Genomic DNA, 17,160 nt, shown 5'->3' with positions numbered 1-17,160 from the left:
ATTGAAGATTTCTATGAAAGAGGCTGATATCTTTTTACCATGCCTTTCACCAAAGCAATTACATCAGGCATGGCTTTATTGGCGGCATTCAGTACTTCTTCATGGGAAACGGAAAATGCAATATCCGGCCCGCCCAGATCGGTAATTACTGAAATACAGAAGACATCCATTTTCATGTGTCTGGCAACGATCACTTCAGGAACCGTGCTCATCCCGACCATATCTCCGCCGATGGCTTTGATCATTCCATATTCTGCAGGGGTTTCAAAAGTCGGGCCCTGTAAGGCCACATAAATACCCTGATGGGTTTTAACATTTTTTTCAGCAGCCACCTGTTCCGCTACCGAAATCATGTTTCTGTTGTAAGGCTCGCTCATATCGACAAAACGCGGACCAAAAGCATCAATGTTCCTGCCCCGGAGCGGATGTTCTGGCATCATGTTGATGTGGTCCTTCACAATCGCAATATCAGCAATATGGTAATTTGGATTTACCCCGCCTGAAGCGTTGGAAAGAATCAAGTTTTTAATGCCCAGCAAATGAAAAACCCTGATCGGGAACACAACGGTTTCCATCGAATGGCCTTCATAGTAATGAAAACGGCCGCTCATCATCAGCACTTTTTTGCCTTCCAGTATTCCGTAGATCAGTTTTCCGCTATGGCCGGCAACGGTGGTCTGCGGGAAGTTAGGAATATCTCCGTATTCCAGGATATGGATGGCTTCCACCTCATCCTGCAGCTTTCCGAGCCCGGAACCTAAAACAATGGCAAAATCAGGGCTGTCCTTAATGATGTTTTCAATAAAATTTGCGGTCTGCTTAATTTTTTCTAACATAATCCAGGATGATTTGGTTGAATTCTTCTTTTTTATCAATAATCACATTGATCGGCCAGTAATAAACCAGATCCCTGAGGTAATCAAAACTTTTCAAACGGACATAGTCTTTTTCGGTCGTCAAGATTAATTTATACTCCCCTAGCTTTTTATATTCCGCAATAATCTCCTTAATGTCTGCATCGGAAAAATTGTGATGGTCCCTGAATTTCAAATGCTTTACCCTTTGTGAAAACTTGGCAAGATGGGTAAGCAGGGGTTTCGGATTGGCAATGCCTGTAATTAAAAGGATGTCATAGTAGTTCAGGTTGTTGTCGGGAAGCATTTTCTCTCTTCCGTAAACATTCTCGTCGTAGCCGATGGAGGAGAAGAATACTTTTTGGGTACGGTCCGGCCGGATTCTCGAAATATAGTACTGCTTAGTTTCCTCCGTCAGTTCATCAGGACATTTGCTGACCATGATAATATTCGCCCGCTTTACACCGCCCCTTGATTCCCTGAGGTCGCCGGCAGGCAGAAGGTGGTCTCTGAAATAAGGGTCATTAAAATCCGTCATCATGATATTGAATCCCGGACTGATAGCCCTGTGCTGCATGGCATCATCCAGTACCAATACATCAAGATCCATTTCTTCAATTACTTTTTTGGCTCCCGGTACCCTTTCTTCCGAGACGGCAATGACGAAACGGTTTTTAAAACGTTCAAAAAGCTGCATGGCTTCGTCGCCCACGGTTTTATAGTTGCTTTCATAATTGGTAACCGAATAGCCTTTGGTCAGCCTCCCGTATCCTCTGGAAAGTACTCCTGTTCTGTAACGTTTGGCTAAAAACTGGGCAAGGTACATCACCATCGGCGATTTCCCGCTTCCGCCTACGGAAAGGTTCCCGACGCAGATGATCGGGGTTTTAAATGATGTTGATTTAAAAATCCTCAGGTCATACAGGGTGTTCCGGATGCCCGTTACCATGTGATAGCCCAAAGAAAAAGGATAGAGATACCATCTTTTCATACCTTACAAAAATAAGAATTTTAACAGGGATTTGGCTGGTTATGGTAGATGATTTTATATAATTATTTAAAAAATAATATGCATGATGATGATTAATTGGATATTTTTGTGCCTTATTATATGGCATTGAGATATTGTATTGAATTTTCCTACAATGGGAAAAATTATTTCGGCTATCAGGTTCAGCCGGATGCGGTTTCCGTACAGGAAGAACTGGAGAAAGCACTTTCCACCATCCTTAGGGAAGGAATTAAGACCACAGGAGCCGGAAGAACAGACACCGGTGTGCATGCGAAAAAAATGTTCGCCCATTTTGATACGGAAAAACCACCTGATAATGACCTTTCCCGAAAACTAAATAGCTTTCTTCCGCCTGATATTTCGGTGAAGAGGGTTTTTAAGGTAAAAGATGATTTCCATGCCCGTTTTGATGCCACTTACAGAACCTATGAATATTACATTTCACTGGATAAGAACCCGTTTACACAGGAATCTGCCTGGCAGCACTGGAAAAGAGGGCTTGATCTGGATAAAATGAATGAAGCCTGTAAGATTTTATTCGAATATAAGGATTTTACAAGCTTTGCCAAGCTCAAAACTGATAATAAGACCAATATCTGCGCCATCTATAAAGCCGAATGGGAACAGCATGGGAGCGAGCTGAAATTCACCGTTTCGGCCAACCGTTTTTTACGGAATATGGTAAGAGCCATTGTCGGAACTATGGTGGAAATCGGCTTAGGGAAAATACAACCTGACGATTTACGGAAAGTTATTGAGGATAAGCACCGTAATTCCGCAGGAACTTCCGCACCGGCACATGGACTGTACCTGGTGGATGTGGGATATGACTTTAATAACTGATAAAACAATAACTTATGATGTCAATTTTTATATTAATCGGAGCTTACCGATATTATGCAGGCTTGGCTGAAAGGTTCGGAAAAACCAAATGGCATTTCGGGCTTCTGGCAATCGCCATTTATCTGGGGTTTCAGATAATGTTTCTTTTCTGTTACGGGATCTATCAGGGTCTTACCAATACCTATTCCGAAAACAGTTACACCGGCTTTTCATTAGTAAATATAATAAGCTGGTTGCTGGCCATCGGGGCGGTTTACGGCGTCTATAAAATTTTAGAAAATAAATTTAAAAAAGAAATCAAAAGGCCTTCATTGGAAATTGAAAAAATAGGCAGGGATCCTGAAATGTAAATTTATTCATACCATAAATCATGGTGATCTCTAATTTTCATGACTATTTTATGAAGTTGTAAAGCTTGTACAATCAGAAAGTCTTATTTTTGCAGGGCAATTTTATTTTAATTCTTTCTTCAATTCATATAATGAAACAACAAGATACCTGGGGAATTGTGAAAAGGCTGTTCTTTATCGGAATGAAATTCCGGTCGTGGTTCATCCTTACGCTGATTATCTCCATTATACTCGCTATGGTTTCTACCTACAGGCCGTACCTTACCATGGAAGTGGTGGATAACGATATCACCAAGCTTCAGGACAAGGCGCTAATGATGAAGCACATCTACATCCTGGTGGGGCTGGTGTTTGCCGAAACGGTTTTAAACTTCTTCCTGGTTTATTTTTCCAATTATATTTCACAGAACGTAATCAGGGATATCAGGCAGCGCCTTTACAATAAACTGATCTACTTTAAAACTTCATTCTTTGATAAGACGCCGATCGGGCAGCTGGTTACGCGGGCCGTCGGGGATGTGGAAACTATTGCGACCGTCTATACAGACGGCTTCCTGATGGTATTCGGGGATGTGCTCAGAATTGCTTTCGTACTGGTGATGATGTTCAATACGAATGTGCACTTAAGCTATATTACGCTCGCTATTTTGCCATTAATGGTCCTGATCACAAGATTCTTCCAGAAAAGGCTGAAAAAAGCTTTCGGGGATGAACGGACCTGGACGTCCAACCAGAACTCATTCGTACAGGAAAGGCTGGCGGGAATGCCGATTATCCAGGTATTCAACAGGCAGGAATCAGAATTTAAAAAATTTGATGAGATCAATATTACGCTCAAAGGTGCACTGCTGAAAACGGTTTTCATCTTTTCTCTGTTCTTTCCGGTGGTGGAGCTGATTTCTTCCCTGTTCATTGGATTTATCCTTTTTTACGGCGGTTATATTACTATCAGCGCGGGGGTCGTGATCGCATTTATCCAGTATATTTCGATGCTGATCCGTCCTTTGAGGCAGATTGCAGACCGTTTCAATAATATCCAGAGAGGAATTGTTGGCGCGGAACGGGTATTGGGCCTGATGGATGAAGAAAATTCAATGCCGAATACCGGGACCGTTCAGAAAGATCATTTTGACGGGAAAATAGAATTTAAAAAAGTGCATTTTGCCTATGATGACAAACAGGAAGTGCTGAAAGGAATTGATTTCAAAGTAAATCCGGGGGAGACTGTAGCCATCGTAGGGGCCACCGGGGCAGGGAAATCGACCATCATCAGCCTGATCACAAGGCTCTATGATATCAATTCAGGGAATATCCTGATTGATGACGTGGACCTGAAAGATTATGAACTGTATTGCCTGAGAAGCCATATCGGGGTAGTACTTCAGGATGTATTCCTGTTTCACGGGAGCATTTTTGAAAATCTTGCATTCGGAGATGACAGCATTACTTTAGAGCATATAAAGGCCGGGGCAAAAGAAATTGAAGTGGATGATTTTATTGAAAGCCTTCCGGGAGGTTATGATTATGTGGTCAGCGAAAGAGGTTCGTCCATTTCTCTAGGGCAGAGGCAATTGCTGTCTTTCCTGAGAGCCTATTTATCCGATCCCAAGATTTTAATCCTGGATGAAGCTACGTCTTCTATTGACCATGAAAGTGAGAAGCTGATCCAGCGGGCCACAGAAAAGATTACCCAAAACAGGACATCGATTATTATTGCCCACCGTCTTTCAACCATTGAAAAAGCGGATAAGATTATTGTGATGGAGCACGGCAAGATTGTGGAAGAAGGAAAACATCTGGAACTGTTGGATAAAAACGGCTATTACGCAACCCTCTACAAAGCCCAGCTGAGGCATGAAGTGGAATTGGAGGAAGAAGTGGAAAAACAGTCTTAACATCAGTAATATATATAAAGAAAGTAGTTTGGATAATTTATTCAAACTGCTTTCTTTATTTTTAAGTTTTGGCATGCCCATTTTCCATCTCTGGTAATCTGGAGAACCGCAAATAAAACAACAATACAATTAGACCTATTATTAGAGATTCACTTTGAAAAAATAATTTCTTGCCGATTAGGGTGGTCCCAAAGATTTTTATCTGCATTAAATCTGCTGAATCTAAAAAAAACAGAATGGAAATAGATTTAAAAATCAAGTTTTAAAAGTTTTTATCAATTTTCAAGAATAAATTTAAGCAGGCTCATATAGTTTGGGTTTATTTCTTCGGATCATTTCATAATTACTGATATCTAATTTTTATTAGAGAATTCCTAAACATTTACTTACATCCTAAATAATATAAAAATCTTTATATACAGGCATTTTTTTATATGATTTATCTGTTTTTCTTTATGTGGTGAGTTTTTAATCATTTTAAAATTCAAAAAAAATCCGTATCTATTGAAAAGTTGCACGGAATTTGATATTAATATTACTCAAATGTTAACATAATGTTATATTTGTATAAATAGATTTATTACCTTTATTGTGAAATCAGGCTATACTGCCGGAAATTGGTAAGATGTTTGATGATTATAGTGTTAATTAAAATCCAAAAATATAGATGAAGAATATACAAGATGAATTTCAGGTTTTTAAAGATGAACTCGGAAAGTTGAATATTGAAGTACAGAAAGTGGTAAAAGTAGGGAACGGAAGTATGGATTTCCATGAAGTATTCTACAAATCACCAAGATACGAGGATGTTAAGAGTGTATATGTTCAGCGACATAATCTGGACAATATCATTGCAAAATTCAAGCAGGCTTATCATTAAAAAATAGAACGCGCGGCTCAGATTTCTGAGCCGCGCGTTTTTTTCGCCTATTATTAATCCTTATCCAGTTCAGACGTTTTTTTAGTGTCTTTCATTGTTGAGTATACGATGAATGAAAAGAAGATGCAGGCGGTAATATACCAGTAAAAATAATGTTCTACATGGGCCTGTTTGCACCAAAGCGCAATATATTCTGCCGTTCCTCCGAAGATAGCGACCGTTAAGGCATAGGGTAATCCTACACCGAGTGCCCGTACTTCGGCAGGGAAAAGCTCAGCTTTTACCACTGCATTGATGGAAGTATAGCCGCTCACGATAATCAGGGCTGCCATCAGTAGTAGAAAAGCCATCCCTATTGAAGTCGTTGTGCTTAAGGCAGTCAGTAAAGGATAGGTGAATACCGTACCCAGGATTCCGAAGGCCAATAACAGGGGCCTTCTCCCTATTTTGTCCGATAACGCACCGAAAACAGGCTGCAGGCAGGCAAAAATAAAGAGTGAGATGAAAGAGAGCAGGGTAGATTCTTCTTTGGTCAGATGAACGGTATTCACCAGGAATTTCTGCATATACGTAGTATAAGTATAGAAGGCCAGGGTACCTCCCAATGTGAGACCGACAACAGTAAGTAAAGCTTTAGGATGCTTCAGCAGTTCATGAACCGATCCTTTTTTCTTTTCGTTGTCGTCTTTTTTATTTTCAAAGGCTTCAGTTTCATGGAGGTTGGCCCTTAAATACAGAGCGATTACAGAGAGCACAGCCCCGAATGCGAAAGGGATCCTCCATCCCCAGTCTTCAAGCTGGGCTTCCGTCAATACTAATTTTTGTAGGATCAGCTGAATTCCCAAAGCGATCAGCTGTCCGCCGATCAGGGTGACATACTGAAAGCTGGAATAAAATCCTCTCCGTTCCGCCGTAGCCATTTCGCTGAGATACGTGGCAGACACTCCGTATTCTCCGCCTATGCTTAAACCCTGCAATAATCTGGCGGCCAGTAAAAGCAATGGGGCCAAGACGCCAATGCTCTGATAAGTAGGGGTTAGGGCAATCAGTAAAGAACCGAAAGACATCAGCAAAACCGAAAGGGTCATTGCTTTTTTCCTTCCTACCCGGTCTGCGATGCTCCCGAAAAGCCAGCCTCCGACCGGACGCATCAGAAAACCGACTGCAAAAATTCCTGCCGTATTCAGAAGCTGGGCTGTCATATCCGAATCCGGGAAAAATGAATTGGAAAAGTAAATGGCAAAGGCTGCATAAGCATACCAGTCATACCATTCTACAAGATTCCCGATGGATCCGCCAACGATGGCCTTGATTCTTTGGGCAGTGGTAATTTGTGATGAATTCATAGAGGAACAACAGTTTTTTAATGATAAGATAGTATGGTCTTATTTATCCTGAAAAATATGATCTTACTGTAGATAACAGGCAAAATAAAACCGCTCTAAGATAGAACGGTTTCAAAAAATATTCAAATAAAACTTTTCAAAATCTATACCCCAGAGATAGGCCACTTCTGAAGCCGATCCACGGGCCGTCAATCATTACCCTTGCTCCGTTGGTATTGGTTTCTACGGTATAATTGATATAAGGGACATCCAGGTCTTCTATTTCACGTTTCAGCTGGGCCTGCATTTCAGGAGTCAGCACGATATCGCTGGTCATGGTGAAATCCCCTTTCCCGGCTCCGTAATGCGCTCCGGCAATCCATAGGTCCAGGACTAAATTCCGGCTCGGAGTCAGAAAAAACTGTACCCCGACCATGACCCCGCCGCTGTTCCCGTTGGTGTTCCCGTTGCCCTTCAGAGGGATCTGGAAAGTGGTTCCGCTGAACGTATAATCATAATAAAAATCAAAGGTATTGGATGTTATCTTAGAGTACCGGTAGTATGGCGCGATATAAAATCCTTTTCCATAGCCTGCGCCGAGATAGAATCTCGGTTCAATGGTAAAATTGAAAACTTTTGCTTCAAGGTTCTGAAACCTCTGTTCATCTTCATCGCTCAAAAAAGAATTGATGAAGGGGACTTTTCCTTCCGGTATGGCGCCGAAGCCCATATTGACGGAGAACCATTGTGTAAAAGCCCTTTCATAAGAAAGATTGATATTCCTAAATGCATAGGCCGTAACATTCGTTTTAATGATGTTCATTTTTTCTGTTGGCGGAGCAGGTGCTTCCTGGGCATGCAGCGCTGAAAAAACAGAATACGAAATGAGAATAAAGTATTTTTTCATGATTAAAAATTTTTATGGTTTGATGTTATTTTGGTAAAAGCAAAAAACGGGCAGAAAATCACTGAAATACACTTTATGGTGAAAAAAAATAAGTATCTGTTTATGAGTTGTTTATAATTAGACCGGACTTTTAGTGTAGGAGGAATGTAATGAATGCCGCTTATGGCCTGTCATTATTTATATTATTCAATTTTCGGATATGAAAAAAACGATAGGTTCCGTGCTTTTCCTTTGTGGAATTTTTGTACTCTCTCAGGAAAATGTAAAGAACGATACCATTGGAAAAACCAGGACTTCGGAGATTCAGGAAGTTATTTTAAAAGCCCAGCGCAAAAAACAGTTTACAGACAAAGCAGTATATACTTTTGATCAAGAAGCCCTGGAAAAAGCCCGCTTTGCCCGGGACTTGCTGCAGACCTTACCGGAACTGCAGATAGATCCGGTCGGGAATATCCTGAAGAGTACAAAAGGCGGAACCACATTATTTTTAATCAACGGGATTGAAGCCACCGATATGCAAATGCGCAGCGTTGCTCCTTCTGAAGTGGTAAAAGTGGAGTATTACGATATTCCTCCGGCGAGATGGGCCACAAGAGCGGATGTTGTCGTAAACCTGATTACGCGTTCTGCCGAAACGGGCTATGTTTTTGGTACTGATGTGAGTTCTGCCCTGAACACGGGCTTTGTGAACGGAACGACATATGCCAGTTTTACCAAAGGGAAAAATAATCTCGGACTGGAATATTCGATTAATTTAAGGGATTACGATAACAGGAAAGTACACAGTATCTATGATTATCAGTTAGAAGGCAGTCATTACCGGACAGATGAAAACAAGACAGACCATTTCGGGTATACTTCCCAGAATATTGCCTTGCGGTACACAAGGATGGTCCCGGACCATTATGCTTTTCAGGCGAAAATGGATATGGATATCTTCACAAGTTTTATCAAAGGAAATGGACAGAGTATTTTTACAAATGATACCCTGACCGAGGAACATGCCATGCTGAAAAACGGATCTTCCGGTTATACGACACCGACTTTAGACTTATATTTTTCTAAAAATATGGGTAAGAGTGATGAGTTCAGCATCAATATCGTCGGCTCAAGCTTTAAAACCAATACGACAGAACTGGCGAAAGAATGGGTGATTTCTTCAGGAGCCCCGGTTTTTGATAATGACATGAACCTTGAAACCATGCAGACCGGGATTGTCGGTGAACTGGCCCATACCCATACTTTTGAAGCCGGGAAACTGGCCTCGGGATACAGGGTTTCCAATACCAATATCTCCAATGACCTTCAGAACCTGGCCGGTTTTTCAGAGTACAGCGTGAATTATCTGGAGCAGTATTTTTACACCGAATTTTCAGGAAAGATCAATAAATTCAGTTACAGAGTGGGAGCCGGCCTTACAAACATCCACAATAAAAGTGCGGAAAATACTTTTGATCAGTGGTCTTTTACGCCGAAAGTTATCCTGGGTTATCAGCTTAAAGACAATCAGAGTCTCCGTTTAACGAGCAGTTACCGGCCAGTAAGCCCGTGGAGCGCTGCATTAAGCAGCAATATTGTACAGATGGCTCCGAATATCGTGCAGAAAGGAAACCCGTTTTTAAAATCCCAGCAGGTATTTGCCAATAATTTCATTTATTCATTCAATAATAAATATTTTGATTTTAATGCCAATGTATTTTACAAATATACGGACCGGACCATCAATCAGTATTATGTTTCAGATGAAAACTTCGGGTATGCCCTGACGTATGAAAATGCCAGAAATTCACAGCAGTTCGGGGTACAGCTGTCAGGTTCCTATAAACCTTTCGGGAACAGCCTTCTTGTGGCCAAACTTAATCTGACGCCGGCCACGGAAACCATCAGAACAAGCAGTGGTGCTTTGATTAAGAATAATTACTTGGCCAATAATCTTGTCCTGTCATCGGAATATAAATCGTTCAGCCTGCAGTATCAGCTGAATATTCCGGTGTACACCCTAAACGGCGCTTTTTTAACCACCAATGAAAACCAGAACCATATTTTTGCCAGCTATAAAAAGAAAGAATGGACTTTGACGGCCGGCATGTACTGGATCGGGATGCCTTCAGAATATAAGACCAAAAGCTTACCGGAAAGTCTGGTAGATTACAGCCGTGTGAACCGGATCATGAATAACAGATCGATGTTCGTCTTAGGTTTCAACTATGATTTCTCAAAGGGCAAAAAGACGGATCTCCAGAAGAAACTGAACAACACAACGGCACCGGCCGCAATATTTTAATTGAATTCCGTTAAATAAAAGAAATCCGCTCAGAAAAACTTTCAGGCGGATTATATTATTGGTTTATTGATGTTTGATGCAGATGTTTAAATATCTGAATACAGTAAAAAGCAATATCTTTTTGCTGATCCTGATAACAAAGTTTTATTGAGTCCAGCCTACGGCTTTTTTCCAGGCTTCCATTTCCTTTTTTCTTTTTTCAGGATCTTTCGGAGGTTGTTGGTTTTCCTCCTGTGCCAGTTTCCTTATAATAGCGGTCTGCTCCTCAAGCGTGTTAAGCCCTACAGATTTTCTTCGTTCATTTACTTGGTTCAGGCTGTCGTAAAAGTTTGGGCTTAATAAGCCGTTTTCATCCCAGTCAAACTGGGTACCGTACTGCTGAGGTTTCCCTTCAAATACTGCAATTCTGTCAGTAAGGTAAGCCAAACTGAGTTTTTCGGCTTTATTTTCGTCTACCGCAGCTGCCAGCAGCTTCGCGCATTTTTTCATAAAGCAGGGATGGTTGATGGAATGCTGGATGACCAGCCAGGCCGCTTCAACGGCTTCTTCACCTACCTTATCGGCCGTAGGATAACCGATGCGGTCAATAATGCCGTCTAATATTTCTGCATTCCGGGTATGCCGCTTTTTCATTGCTTCATCATACCCTTCTCCCAGTTTTCCGCTTTTTATAAGCCGGTCTCTGAGTTCGAGATCTGCATTTTTCAGACTGCTTATTTCTTCAGCGATGCTTTTAAAATCCATTCTGTGTTTTTTTACTGTGACCTTTTGTGACAAATTTATCCGGCTAAGGATTTCAATTCCTATTTGTCCTTCCGGACCAGCCTTAATTTTTTATTCCAGCAGATCTTCATTAATAAAGTCGTAGTCTTTATCCATCAGCATCTGTAAATAATCTTCAAAGCTGTCGGCAATGACGCTGAACTCATCAGGATCATGTAAAAACCTTACGATCTGTCCTTTGGTGCCTTTCTCTGAAGGACTGAAATCGATGAACAGCTGCGAGGTCCCGCCGTTGTTCATGCAGTCTGAAAAGTGGAGCCATTTAAGATCTTTTGCTGTATCGGTGATTTTTTCATCGATCTCCACTTCCTCATATTTCCGTTCGATATAATCCGAATAATATTTAACGGCTATATAATGGTTTTCAATCATTTCTGCGGAGGACAGGAGGTAATAGGGATATTCTTCCATATCAGAGCCGAGAATATAAAAAGCAATTTTTTCGCCTTCATATTCCCGCCAGTAAGTTCCATCAACGTAATTCAGCAGGCTGACCAGCGCGTCCGGAATGTCAGGATATAACCCGGTAAGTTTTTTAATATTTTCTTCTGCTGCGCCGTGCCTGATCTTTTCAAAGTGAACCCAGGATTCTTCTGCCTCGTTTTCATAATAGGCTTTTTTCAGCCCGGATAGGTATTGCTGTGCGGTCGGATTCATTTTTTTTATTTTTAAAATTAAAGATTTCCCGGTGATGAAAAGCCTACAGCTCCTTTTCAAAATTGAAACCGTGAGACTGCAGGTATTCATCCAGCCCGATCTCAAAAGGAAGGTCATAGCAGTTATCCAGATCATACAGTCCGCCTCCGGGATCTGAGGATTCTAAAAACCCGAGTGTTTTGGAGCGGGTCTGCTCTTTGGCTTTTTTCCAGCATTTTGTTAAGAAATCAATTTCCAGTCCGGACTGGTTTTCCCAGTAATTGGACAGGTCCGGCAGGCCGTTCTCATCGGCATGGGCAGCATAATTGATGTCATTTTCATCCAGCACTTTTTTGCACAATTCCTGAACATCGGTATAGGTATAATCTTCAAACCCATGTTCTTTTACATGGAGTTCTGCCATTAGGACGGTTTTGTCCGGGGAATAATATTCATAATTCGGCAGGGCAAATAAAAAGCTTAGCGGGCTGGCAGCATAATAATACAGGCTGATGACTTCAATTTTCCGGTCATCTTCCCGGAATTGGTATTTCGAACTTAGCACATCAGCCAGGAAATTGGTAACCGTGGTTTCCCTCGGAAGGAGAATGGTCTCCCTGAAGGCTTCATCTATTTTTGCTTCTAGGTTCTTCATGCCTGTTTCTTTTGTAGGGTAAAAATAATGAAAACAGATCTATTTTGAAGACTTACATAATGATTTAGATTAGATTCAGATATTTGGAAAGTTTACTCACCGACGTTTCCGGAAACAATAGTCTCTTCCATAGAATCTATAATCTCAACCACAGGAATAGTAAATATTCCAGCCTTACCTTTGTCGAACTCTTTTTTCCAATAAGAATAGCCATCAAGTTCAAGAGTATCGGGGGCTTTGCTGTTTTCATTTTGTAGTCTGGTAACACTTTTGTCTAAAGCTTCTTCAGAAACAGGGATATGACTGAGATTTTGAGCAAAACCTTCTGGACTTTTAGGATTTTTAATCTTTAAGCCGCTGATTGAAATATGAACCACTTTCCCGGTTTTAGCATATTCTTCAACTTTTAAAATTTTCAGGGTAGAGTTTTCCTCGCCAGGGCGGGTTTTGTATTTCCATTCCTGGCCTGCACTGTATTTTGTACCATTTTGTTTACAACCTGAGAAGAATAACAATGCGATTGCGGTAACGGTATAATTCAAACATGAATTGAGTGGTTTTAGTTTCGTTCAAAAAAGACAGTAACGAATTTATTAATTTTTATTCAGATGAATTAATAAAGTCTTATTTATCATGTTGTCTTAAATCAACAAAGTACTCTGGAAGTTGCCAACAACCTTTTTTGTGGTCACTTTGTTCAGTCATTTCACGTTGGTGTACTAATGAAGTCCAGCCGTATGTTGAAACGCTTTATGAAATATTGAAGTTTCTGAAAGTGGATATCCGGAAGTTATTGGTGTCTACAGGTATTGATATGCCGACCAGTCAGAAGGTATTTACTTCATGACAAGAAGATCAGTTAAAGATAAAATCAGGGAAGCATATTGTGATGCTGCGTGAGCAAAATGGCTGGAGCCAGTCTGATCTGCCCTTGTAACAAAGACAGTCAGTCCATTGAAAAACTGGAAACTGGAAAAGTGAATCCTACGCTTATACCTTGCTTGTATTGGCCAACATTGTGAAGTTTCTTTCTCTGCCTGAACTGGTGATGTTACATCATGGATTGTAAATTTACCACAGGATAAGATGGTTATCTTATAATTCTAACCTGTTGCAAAAGTCCTTTTTCATTTTTATAGCTAAAAATATAAGTTCCACGCGGTACTTTTGATAAATCTATATTTTTATTATAATGGGCAAAACCTTTACCGATTGGTTTCCCCTCTAATGAAAATACAGTGTATTCAAACTGATTGCTGTTATTTTTATTACTGATGATAAAACCGTCTCTGTGTGCATTGGTATAGACCTTTGTTTTAGCCTGATCTTCACTGGTTTTATTGGCGGAAAGTACACTTTCGCTAATGTCTGCAACTTGTATGCTTTTAATGGCAGAGGCCGTAATAGAAGTGGTACTTCCCCCGATAATGTATAATTTATGGTCATGTACTTCCGCTGCTGAATGCCTTCGGGGAATCATATTGGATGAGAGCTGATGTAATGTTTTGGTGGTGGTGTCAAAATAGGCCAAAAAGGTTTGATCATCATAACCGCCCACAATAAAAATCTTATCCCCGGATACCGCTAAGGAATGTCCCGAAACACCCACAGGCATCATATATTGGTCAGTCCAAAGATTGGTATTAAGGTCATAAACGTTGATCAGATTAGAAGAAGTACCGTTGAAACCGCCGATTACATAAAGCTTATCATTAACAATTTTACCTCTTGTTTCTTTGGCTGTCGGCATATCGGGTAATGAATTCCAGGTGTCCGAAGCAATATCGTAATACTGAAATTGATCAGAAAATACAGTCTTTGCGGCTCCGTTTAATCCGCTGCCTCCAAACACATATATTTTACCATGGTGTATGGCAGAGCCTGCGCCTTCGGCATAAAAAGGATTAACAGCTCCATGGGTTACAGTATGAGCCGCAAGATCTAAAATCTCAAGCCGATTATTTTCTGATCCGTTAAAAATATAAATTTTATTACGATCCGTCTCCGAATTGGCAAATTTTTCAGGAACCAGAGTAGAATTGATCATACTCCAACGGTTATCTTTGAAGCTGTATTTCTCAATATAATTGGCATTACCATCGGTTTCCTTATATCCATTGCTTACATAAATATTATCATCTACAATAACACTGTTTATGGCACCTCTGCCGGTATGCATATTAGAAAGATCTTGAAATGTGAGGGTTTGTGCATGCGTTAACCATGAGCCGAAAAGCGAAAAGAGTAATAATTTAGTTTTCAATGGTATTAAGATTTGGTTTACTTGATGTTTTTTTAAGATCCCGGAGATTTTTTATATAGAAATTCAGCAGGAAAATTTATTTTAAAGATAGAGAAAAGTTGCGGATTGTAAGATATGTGACATCAATTAGTTTTAAAGTGAAAAATCGCTCTTTAGCTGTGTGGTTTGTATTGGATAATACGGATTGTAAAGTCGCGCCATGAGGGTTCCCTGCCATTGCAGAAGGTTACAAACAAGTATGATTATGACTAAATGCATTTGCAGGAGATTACAAACAGGTGTGTTTATGATCAAATGCGATTACAGGAGGTCTTGCGCAAGTTGTTTGAGACCACCGGAGGTCTCCGGAAGTTCCCAACAGCATTGTTTGTAACCAAATGACGCCTCCGGAAGTTTCCCGCAAGTTGTTTGAGACTACCGGAGGGCTCCGGAAGTTAGAAACACCCCTGTTTGTAACCACATGACTTCTCCGAAAATTCCCCGCATGTTGTTTGAGACTACTAGAGGACTCCGTAACTTACAAACACTTCTGTTTGTAATGAAATGATTATCACATTCAGATGCTGATAAAATCAGTACTCTTTTTTCTGATGATCGAGAGTAATGGTTATTTTATTTTTTCTCTGTTGCACTTTAATGGTCTGTCCGTGCTCAAAGCCGATATCCTTCAGCCATTTTCCGCATAGCCGTATTTCTGGAAGTATGTTAGGACGGCAGGAATTAATACGATCAGCGTATTTTCCATACACTTTCAAATGCCGGTCTTTCTTATGCTGAAATTTTTTTTCTTGCTCCATTATTATTTATTGATGTAAAAATATAATTAATAATACTATAATGCAAATAATAACGCAGTAAATTATAATTATTTACTATTTATGCGTGATTTTCAGTTCTTTAGATTTTTACGATATTTGTAGGAGAAGTTAATAATTGTGCACTGTGTCGAAAATAAATTTAAATAGAATAAAATCTGTCTTAGCGGAAAAAAATAAAACCAGTAAGGATTTAGCTGGTCATTTAGGGAAGACCGAATCAACTATTTCGCGTTGGTGTACCAATGAAGTCCAGCCTTCTGTTGAAACGCTTTATGAAATATCTAAATTTCTGAAAGTGGATATTCGGGAATTATTGGTTTCAACAGGTAATTGATATGCCGACTAATCAGAAGTTATTTTATTCATGACTAAAGATCAGTTAAAGATAGAATTAGGTAAACGTATTATCATGCTGCGTGGACAAAAGGGCTGGAGCCAATCTGATCTTGCCCGTGCCTGCAATAAAGACCGTCAGGCCATTGAAAAATTGGAAAACGGTAAGGTTAATCCTACGCTTTATACTTTGTTGGAATTGGCTAATGCTTTGGAAGTTTCTTTGTCGGAACTGTTGGATTTGAAGTAATATGATTCTCACGGATTACAAATCCGCGAGATCGGGAAAATATTATGTCAGTATTTTTTAATTCCATTCATCAAGCCGGGATATGTTTTTGATTGAGCCTCCAAACATTCCCATGTGTCCCTTTGAATTCATATCAAATTTTCCTACTATAATTACGTATTTCTTATTATATTTTTTCAAATCTATTTTATGAACTAAATCCTCACTGAAATCAACCCACATTCCATTTCTTGATGATCCCTTTTCGTAATCTTCCTGATGAAAATAAATTGCATTTCCTTCAAACTCAAGATTTAAGTATCCAATAATTTGGACAGTTTTATTATGATATTTTTCCGGAGTAACAATTAATCTCAGCATAGAAATATCATAATCCTCAAAATTTATAATTTCAGTAAATTCTTCTTCGTTAGAATTCGGTTTATTTTTAGATTCTGAGTTTTGGGCACAGCTCCATGAAAAGAATGATAAATAGAGAATAAGTAAAACATTTTTCATAATAAAATAATTTAAAAATAGTAATGGTTAGTATTTCTGCAAGCGAACTATATTACCGAAAAAATCAATTTTTTACAGTAATGTATTTATCTTCTCCTTTCCATATTCTATATTCAACTGACCAAGATTCGGGAATATAAAATGGTCTTGCGTAATAACTCTGATATTCAATGAAAATATCTTGGCTGCTTATAATTTTCCGTTTTACTTTTTTATCGCTTTTACAGTCAGAATTCATTCCTTCAAAAATTTCTGCTGCATCATTTTCTATAACATAATAGGGATATCTTGAACCTTGCTGAATTCCATATTCTTCTTTTAAATTTTTTCTATTAAAACTGAAACTTGCGTCTGAACATTCTCTAGCTGTTGCTTCAAATGAAAATTTAACCTGTACTTTATAGTCTTTTGAATTTTCTATTTTGGGGAGAAGTAAATCAACTCTTTTGAAACCATCTTTTGGTTGTGGATACGATGGCTTGCCTTGGGCATTTAGTTTTATGCTTAAAATCATTAAGATTAAAATGGTAAGTATTTTATTCATAGATTATCTATTTGTTTCTGTTGTATTTTA

Annotated in this window: 19 protein-coding genes; 7 read left to right on the top strand and 12 right to left on the bottom strand. The window is 39.6% G+C overall.

Going from position 1 to position 17,160, the window contains the following annotated elements:
* Positions 1 to 11: 11 nt before the first annotated feature.
* Both H561_RS0116325 and lpxK read right to left on the bottom strand, forming a co-directional pair.
* A complete protein-coding gene (locus H561_RS0116325) occupies positions 12 to 836 on the bottom strand; it encodes a purine-nucleoside phosphorylase (RefSeq protein WP_027387995.1) in 825 nt (274 codons plus the stop codon).
* Positions 820 to 1,845 carry a tetraacyldisaccharide 4'-kinase gene (gene lpxK, locus H561_RS0116320; protein ID WP_027387994.1) on the bottom strand — a complete coding sequence of 342 codons (1,026 nt, stop codon included), beginning with the start codon at positions 1,843 to 1,845 and terminating at the stop codon, positions 820 to 822. Before lpxK ends, H561_RS0116325 begins: the two co-directional genes overlap by 17 nt.
* Before the next feature lie 120 nt (positions 1,846 to 1,965).
* Between lpxK and truA the strand changes: the two genes are divergently transcribed.
* From truA to H561_RS0116300, 4 genes are all read left to right on the top strand, one after another.
* The gene (gene truA / locus H561_RS0116315) at positions 1,966 to 2,709 is read left to right on the top strand and encodes a tRNA pseudouridine(38-40) synthase TruA (protein WP_081411681.1); all 744 of its coding nucleotides are present in this window, start codon (positions 1,966 to 1,968) and stop codon (positions 2,707 to 2,709) included.
* A 14-nt stretch (positions 2,710 to 2,723) separates the two neighbouring features.
* Complete coding sequence (locus H561_RS0116310) at positions 2,724 to 3,059, top strand: hypothetical protein (protein ID WP_027387992.1); 336 nt, start codon at positions 2,724 to 2,726, stop codon at positions 3,057 to 3,059.
* 131 nt (positions 3,060 to 3,190) lie between these two features.
* Positions 3,191 to 4,954 (top strand): ABC transporter ATP-binding protein, encoded by a 1,764-nt coding sequence (locus tag H561_RS0116305; RefSeq protein WP_027387991.1) that lies wholly within the window; start codon positions 3,191 to 3,193, stop codon positions 4,952 to 4,954.
* Between the two features lie 667 nt (positions 4,955 to 5,621).
* Positions 5,622 to 5,834, top strand: coding sequence for a hypothetical protein (locus tag H561_RS0116300; RefSeq protein ID WP_027387990.1), 213 nt, complete (start codon positions 5,622 to 5,624; stop codon positions 5,832 to 5,834).
* A gap of 53 nt (positions 5,835 to 5,887) precedes the next feature.
* On the opposite strand, the gene H561_RS0116295 is transcribed toward H561_RS0116300, so the two are convergent.
* On the bottom strand, positions 5,888 to 7,180 hold the full coding sequence (locus tag H561_RS0116295; protein WP_027387989.1) for an MFS transporter: 1,293 nt from the start codon (positions 7,178 to 7,180) through the stop codon (positions 5,888 to 5,890).
* Positions 7,181 to 7,316: 136 nt separating this feature from the next.
* Positions 7,317 to 8,066 (bottom strand): hypothetical protein, encoded by a 750-nt coding sequence (locus H561_RS0116290; protein WP_027387988.1) that lies wholly within the window; start codon positions 8,064 to 8,066, stop codon positions 7,317 to 7,319.
* Between the two features lie 199 nt (positions 8,067 to 8,265).
* Between H561_RS0116290 and H561_RS0116285 the strand changes: the two genes are divergently transcribed.
* Positions 8,266 to 10,350, top strand: coding sequence for a TonB-dependent receptor domain-containing protein (locus tag H561_RS0116285; protein WP_027387987.1), 2,085 nt, complete (start codon positions 8,266 to 8,268; stop codon positions 10,348 to 10,350).
* Positions 10,351 to 10,494: 144 nt separating this feature from the next.
* On the opposite strand, the gene H561_RS0116280 is transcribed toward H561_RS0116285, so the two are convergent.
* From H561_RS0116280 to H561_RS0116255, 6 genes are all read right to left on the bottom strand, one after another.
* Positions 10,495 to 11,094, bottom strand: coding sequence for a DUF6624 domain-containing protein (locus tag H561_RS0116280; RefSeq protein WP_027387986.1), 600 nt, complete (start codon positions 11,092 to 11,094; stop codon positions 10,495 to 10,497).
* A gap of 90 nt (positions 11,095 to 11,184) precedes the next feature.
* Complete coding sequence (locus tag H561_RS0116275) at positions 11,185 to 11,790, bottom strand: SMI1/KNR4 family protein (RefSeq protein WP_027387985.1); 606 nt, start codon at positions 11,788 to 11,790, stop codon at positions 11,185 to 11,187.
* 43 nt (positions 11,791 to 11,833) lie between these two features.
* Complete coding sequence (locus H561_RS0116270) at positions 11,834 to 12,424, bottom strand: hypothetical protein (protein ID WP_027387984.1); 591 nt, start codon at positions 12,422 to 12,424, stop codon at positions 11,834 to 11,836.
* Between the two features lie 92 nt (positions 12,425 to 12,516).
* Entirely contained in the window at positions 12,517 to 12,966 is a 450-nt protein-coding gene (locus H561_RS0116265) for a hypothetical protein (RefSeq protein WP_027387983.1), read from the bottom strand.
* Positions 12,967 to 13,514: 548 nt separating this feature from the next.
* Complete coding sequence (locus H561_RS0116260) at positions 13,515 to 14,603, bottom strand: T9SS C-terminal target domain-containing protein (RefSeq protein WP_027387982.1); 1,089 nt, start codon at positions 14,601 to 14,603, stop codon at positions 13,515 to 13,517.
* Between the two features lie 656 nt (positions 14,604 to 15,259).
* A complete protein-coding gene (locus H561_RS0116255) occupies positions 15,260 to 15,484 on the bottom strand; it encodes a SymE family type I addiction module toxin (protein ID WP_027387981.1) in 225 nt (74 codons plus the stop codon).
* A 145-nt stretch (positions 15,485 to 15,629) separates the two neighbouring features.
* Here H561_RS0116255 and H561_RS0116250 point away from each other — a divergent pair, with 145 nt between their 5' ends.
* Together H561_RS0116250 and H561_RS0116245 are read left to right on the top strand one after the other, a co-directional pair.
* Positions 15,630 to 15,839 (top strand): helix-turn-helix transcriptional regulator, encoded by a 210-nt coding sequence (locus H561_RS0116250; protein ID WP_027387980.1) that lies wholly within the window; start codon positions 15,630 to 15,632, stop codon positions 15,837 to 15,839.
* Positions 15,840 to 15,869: 30 nt separating this feature from the next.
* Positions 15,870 to 16,088 carry a helix-turn-helix domain-containing protein gene (locus tag H561_RS0116245; RefSeq protein ID WP_027387979.1) on the top strand — a complete coding sequence of 73 codons (219 nt, stop codon included), beginning with the start codon at positions 15,870 to 15,872 and terminating at the stop codon, positions 16,086 to 16,088.
* Between the two features lie 57 nt (positions 16,089 to 16,145).
* Here H561_RS0116245 and H561_RS0116240 read toward each other — a convergent pair whose 3' ends face one another.
* Both H561_RS0116240 and H561_RS0116235 read right to left on the bottom strand, forming a co-directional pair.
* Entirely contained in the window at positions 16,146 to 16,586 is a 441-nt protein-coding gene (locus tag H561_RS0116240; RefSeq protein ID WP_027387978.1) for a hypothetical protein, read from the bottom strand.
* A 64-nt stretch (positions 16,587 to 16,650) separates the two neighbouring features.
* Positions 16,651 to 17,130, bottom strand: coding sequence for an ecotin family protein (locus tag H561_RS0116235; protein ID WP_027387977.1), 480 nt, complete (start codon positions 17,128 to 17,130; stop codon positions 16,651 to 16,653).
* Between the last annotated feature and the right edge of the window lie 30 nt (positions 17,131 to 17,160).

It is taken from the genome of Chryseobacterium gregarium DSM 19109 (assembly GCF_000430845.1).
Classification (GTDB): Bacteria; Bacteroidota; Bacteroidia; order Flavobacteriales; family Weeksellaceae; genus Chryseobacterium; species Chryseobacterium gregarium.
Note: the sequence above shows the minus strand (reverse complement) of the source record. Positions and strands in the feature narration are given on the sequence as shown.

Excerpts from the sequence above, each read along its gene's own strand:
- H561_RS0116325 (WP_027387995.1), bottom strand. The coding sequence starts at position 836 with ATGTTAGAAAAAATTAAGCAGACCGCAAATTTTATTGAAAACATCATT.
- lpxK (WP_027387994.1), bottom strand. The coding sequence starts at position 1,845 with ATGAAAAGATGGTATCTCTATCCTTTTTCTTTGGGCTATCACATGGTA.
- truA (WP_081411681.1), top strand. The coding sequence starts at position 1,966 with ATGGCATTGAGATATTGTATTGAATTTTCCTACAATGGGAAAAATTAT.
- H561_RS0116310 (WP_027387992.1), top strand. The coding sequence starts at position 2,724 with ATGATGTCAATTTTTATATTAATCGGAGCTTACCGATATTATGCAGGC.
- H561_RS0116305 (WP_027387991.1), top strand. The coding sequence starts at position 3,191 with ATGAAACAACAAGATACCTGGGGAATTGTGAAAAGGCTGTTCTTTATC.
- H561_RS0116300 (WP_027387990.1), top strand. The coding sequence starts at position 5,622 with ATGAAGAATATACAAGATGAATTTCAGGTTTTTAAAGATGAACTCGGA.
- H561_RS0116295 (WP_027387989.1), bottom strand. The coding sequence starts at position 7,180 with ATGAATTCATCACAAATTACCACTGCCCAAAGAATCAAGGCCATCGTT.
- H561_RS0116290 (WP_027387988.1), bottom strand. The coding sequence starts at position 8,066 with ATGAAAAAATACTTTATTCTCATTTCGTATTCTGTTTTTTCAGCGCTG.
- H561_RS0116285 (WP_027387987.1), top strand. The coding sequence starts at position 8,266 with ATGAAAAAAACGATAGGTTCCGTGCTTTTCCTTTGTGGAATTTTTGTA.
- H561_RS0116280 (WP_027387986.1), bottom strand. The coding sequence starts at position 11,094 with ATGGATTTTAAAAGCATCGCTGAAGAAATAAGCAGTCTGAAAAATGCA.
- H561_RS0116275 (WP_027387985.1), bottom strand. The coding sequence starts at position 11,790 with ATGAATCCGACCGCACAGCAATACCTATCCGGGCTGAAAAAAGCCTAT.
- H561_RS0116270 (WP_027387984.1), bottom strand. The coding sequence starts at position 12,424 with ATGAAGAACCTAGAAGCAAAAATAGATGAAGCCTTCAGGGAGACCATT.
- H561_RS0116260 (WP_027387982.1), bottom strand. The coding sequence starts at position 14,603 with ATGCATACCGGCAGAGGTGCCATAAACAGTGTTATTGTAGATGATAAT.
- H561_RS0116255 (WP_027387981.1), bottom strand. The coding sequence starts at position 15,484 with ATGGAGCAAGAAAAAAAATTTCAGCATAAGAAAGACCGGCATTTGAAA.
- H561_RS0116245 (WP_027387979.1), top strand. The coding sequence starts at position 15,870 with ATGACTAAAGATCAGTTAAAGATAGAATTAGGTAAACGTATTATCATG.
- H561_RS0116240 (WP_027387978.1), bottom strand. The coding sequence starts at position 16,586 with ATGAAAAATGTTTTACTTATTCTCTATTTATCATTCTTTTCATGGAGC.
- H561_RS0116235 (WP_027387977.1), bottom strand. The coding sequence starts at position 17,130 with ATGAATAAAATACTTACCATTTTAATCTTAATGATTTTAAGCATAAAA.